The organism is Nodosilinea sp. LEGE 07088, assembly GCF_015207395.1.
Classification (GTDB): Bacteria; Cyanobacteriota; Cyanobacteriia; order Phormidesmidales; family Phormidesmidaceae; genus Nodosilinea.
In genome coordinates this window covers 1-3,309 of sequence record NZ_JADEWX010000314.1, presented here as the reverse complement: position 1 = coordinate 3,309, position 3,309 = coordinate 1, and the positions used below count along the sequence as shown (strand labels likewise).

The window sequence follows — 3,309 nt, the reverse complement described above, 5'->3', positions numbered from 1 at the left end:
TTCGGGCGGCAGAAGACCCTGAGTTTGAGACCTTCTACACCAAGAACATCTTGTTGAATGAAGGCATTCGGGCCTGGATGGCCCCGACCGACCAGCCCCATGAGAAGTTTGTATTCCCCGAAGAGGTACTCCCCCGTGGTAACGCTCTCTAGCAACTCGTTTATTGCTGGGCGCGACCAAGAATCTACCGGGTTCGCCTGGTGGTCTGGTAACGCCCGACTGATCAATCTATCCGGCAAGCTGCTGGGCGCCCACGTGGCCCACGCCGGTCTGATTGTGTTTTGGACAGGGGCTATGACCCTGTTTGAAGTCGCTCACTTTATTCCCGATAAGCCTCTGTATGAGCAGGGCTTTATTCTGTTGCCGCACCTAGCTACTCTGGGTTGGGGCGTAGGGCCCGGTGGTGAAGTGATCAACACCTACCCCTACTTCGTTGTCGGTGTACTGCATTTGATTTCGTCGGCGGTGCTGGGTTTGGGTGGTATTTACCACGCCCTGCGCGGCCCTGAAGTGCTGGAGGAGTATTCGTCCTTCTTCGGTTACGACTGGAAAGACAAGAACCAGATGACCAACATCATCGGCTACCACCTGATCCTCCTGGGGTGCGGTGCGCTGCTGCTGGTGCTAAAAGCCTGTGTATTCGGCGGTGTCTATGACACTTGGGCACCGGGCGGTGGAGACGTACGCGTTATCACCAACCCGACCCTGAATCCGGCTGTGATCTTTGGCTATTTGGCGGGTTCTCCCTTTGGTGGAGACGGCTGGATTGTCGGTGTCAACAACATGGAAGACATCATCGGTGGTCACATCTGGATTGGTCTGATCTGCATCAGCGGCGGAATCTGGCACATCTTCACTAAGCCTTTTGGCTGGGCCCGTCGGGCTCTGGTCTGGTCTGGTGAAGCCTATTTGTCATACAGCTTGGGCGCTCTATCCCTGATGGGCTTTATCGCCTCCTGCTACGTGTGGTTCAACAACACCGCCTATCCTTCTGAGTTTTACGGCCCTACCAACGCCGAGTCTTCCCAGGCTCAGGCCATGACCTTCCTGGTGCGCGATATGCGCCTGGGTGCCAACATTGGTGCAGCCCAAGGCCCCACCGGTCTGGGTAAGTACCTGATGCGCTCACCTACCGGTGAGATCATCTTTGGCGGTGAGACCATGCGTTTCTGGGATTTCCAAGGCCCCTGGCTGGAGCCCCTGCGTGGCCCCAACGGTTTGGATCTCGACAAACTCACTAACGACATCCAAGATTGGCAGGTGCGTCGCGCCGCTGAGTACATGACTCACGCGCCGAACGCCTCCATCAACTCGGTGGGTGGTGTCATCACGGAAATCAACTCTGTGAACTTCGTGAACCCCCGCCAGTGGTTATCGACCTCTCACTTTGTACTGGGCTTCTTCTTCCTGGTGGGTCACCTGTGGCATGCTGGTCGCGCTCGCGCGGCTGAGGCTGGCTTCGAGAAAGGGATCGATCGCGAAGCTGAACCCGTGCTCGCCATGACTGACCTCGACTAAGGCTAGTCCGAGAGGGTTAAGTTAAAAAGCTCCTGCCCGTGGGCAGGAGCTTTTTTGTTGGGGTAGAAATCAGAAAGGCAACCCGCAGACTTCTACGACCTGCCAAGGACACGAGCCATAAAACCTAAAAAACCGCTGAATGATATCAGCGGCAGCGCATGTCAGTAAATTTCTGGCTCAGGTAGGGGAATAGCAAAGTTAGATACGTCGTTGAGGTAGCGGATGGCATCTTCTTCGAGGCGGTTGACCCAGTAGGGTTCGAGGGAGTCGGAGTGGCGGAGGGCGGCCAGGTAGCCTTCCAGGTAGAGGCGTAGCTCACTGGTGCGATAGCCTCGGTTCCACTGATCGACGAAGGCATCGGTAATACGCTGGTAATACCGAATAGATTTGGCATCCTGAAGCATGGGAGGTTGACCTGTAACTCGGCGGTGGCTAGGGGTAGATCTCGCTCTAGGTTTAAATTTTCCACCAAAGGGCAAAAAATTTAATCGGTCTATTAACGTACTGTTATACGTATCTTTATACACCGTTTCTCGACGGGCCGGAGGTGTGGATTATGACACTATGGTCAATTTAGGTGGCTGTGCGCCTGTCGCCGGGTCAGTACGGTGTCGTACGCTGCTAAGGTTTTCTGCGCGATCGCGCCCCAATTGTAGTATTCCCTAGCGTAACGCTGGGCTTGCAGCCCCCGCAGCTGTCGCTGGGCAGAATCTTTGAGGGCCTCAGTCAGGGCTAGCGCTACGTTCTCTACACTCAAATCGCATACCCAGCCGCTGTCGCTGGCGGCGATGTCGGGCCAAATGTACACGCCCTTAGACACCACCACCGGCACCCCAGCGGCCATCGCCTCGGCCACGGCGATGCCAAAGTTTTCGTAGTAAGAGGGCAGCACGAACAGCGCGGCGGCTTGCAGCAGGGCGGCTTTAGCGGGGCCGGTGACAAAGCCGGGGAGAGAGGTGCGATCGCCCAGGGGACCTGCCTCTATGCGCTGGGCAATGGCCCGCTCGTAGGCCGGATCTTGGGGATTGCCCCCCGCCAGCACCAGGTGAAAGTCTATCCCCTCAGCGGTGAGCTGTTCCAGGGCAGGCAGCAGTAAATCTAGCCCCTTTTTAGGGTCGAGGCGAGAGAGGTAGAGCAGGAGGGGGCGATCGGACGGAATTCCTAACTGAGCCAAGATTTTCTGACGCTCGGCATCAGCTACCTGAGGCTGCGGCTGAACCCCCAGGGGAATCACCCAGTCAGGTGCCGTAGCTCCAAACCGATGGGACACCTTCGCTTCGATGGGGCTGGTAAAGTGCAGCGCCGCTGCTCCGTTGATGTTGGGTGCTTCTAGCAAGCGACCGTAGACCTGCTTGAGATGCTTTTTCTTCTGGAGATCTGCTGGGTCGAGGGTGCCGAGGGGACGAAGCACATAGGGTAGACCGCGCGATCGCGCCACCGCCGCCGCCGCCGTACTCAGGGGCGAAAACAGGGCGTGAATATGGGCTAAATCGTACTCGTGGCCGTGGCGATAGAGCCACCCTAGCAGCCCCGCCGAAAACTTGTACCGCCGCCACGGAGCACAGTTAAAGTAGCACACCGTATAGTTCTCTTCCGCTACCGGCACCCCTAAAGGCACAGCCAAGGGCGGCTGGCCCGCATCACCGTTCGAGTTAGTGGTGAGAATCGTCACTTCGGCTCCTGCTGCCGCCAGCCCCTGGGCAAAGCCCCGCACCATCTGGCTGGGGCCACCGTAGATTAGGGAAATAGAGGGAACGATTTGGAGGATGCGCATTGGGGGAGATGGGGGGG

At 57.5% G+C, this 3,309-nt stretch carries 3 protein-coding genes and 1 pseudogene; 2 read left to right on the top strand and 2 right to left on the bottom strand.

All coding sequences use genetic code 11. The annotated features are described in order from the left end of the window. Both IQ254_RS30375 and psbC read left to right on the top strand, forming a co-directional pair. A pseudogene (locus IQ254_RS30375) lies at positions 1 to 152 on the top strand (photosystem II D2 protein (photosystem q(a) protein)); the annotation flags it as partial. Next, complete coding sequence (gene psbC, locus IQ254_RS30370; protein ID WP_193969868.1) at positions 136 to 1,518, top strand: photosystem II reaction center protein CP43; 1,383 nt, start codon at positions 136 to 138, stop codon at positions 1,516 to 1,518. The pseudogene IQ254_RS30375 and the gene psbC, both read left to right, overlap by 17 nt. Positions 1,519 to 1,679: 161 nt before the next feature. Here psbC and IQ254_RS30365 read toward each other — a convergent pair whose 3' ends face one another. After that, the gene (locus IQ254_RS30365; protein ID WP_193969867.1) at positions 1,680 to 1,922 is read right to left on the bottom strand and encodes a DUF6761 family protein; all 243 of its coding nucleotides are present in this window, start codon (positions 1,920 to 1,922) and stop codon (positions 1,680 to 1,682) included. A 164-nt stretch (positions 1,923 to 2,086) separates the two neighbouring features. Continuing rightward, on the bottom strand, positions 2,087 to 3,309 hold a 1,223-nt coding region (hpsP, locus tag IQ254_RS30360; RefSeq protein WP_313887622.1), incomplete at its 5' end, for a hormogonium polysaccharide biosynthesis glycosyltransferase HpsP.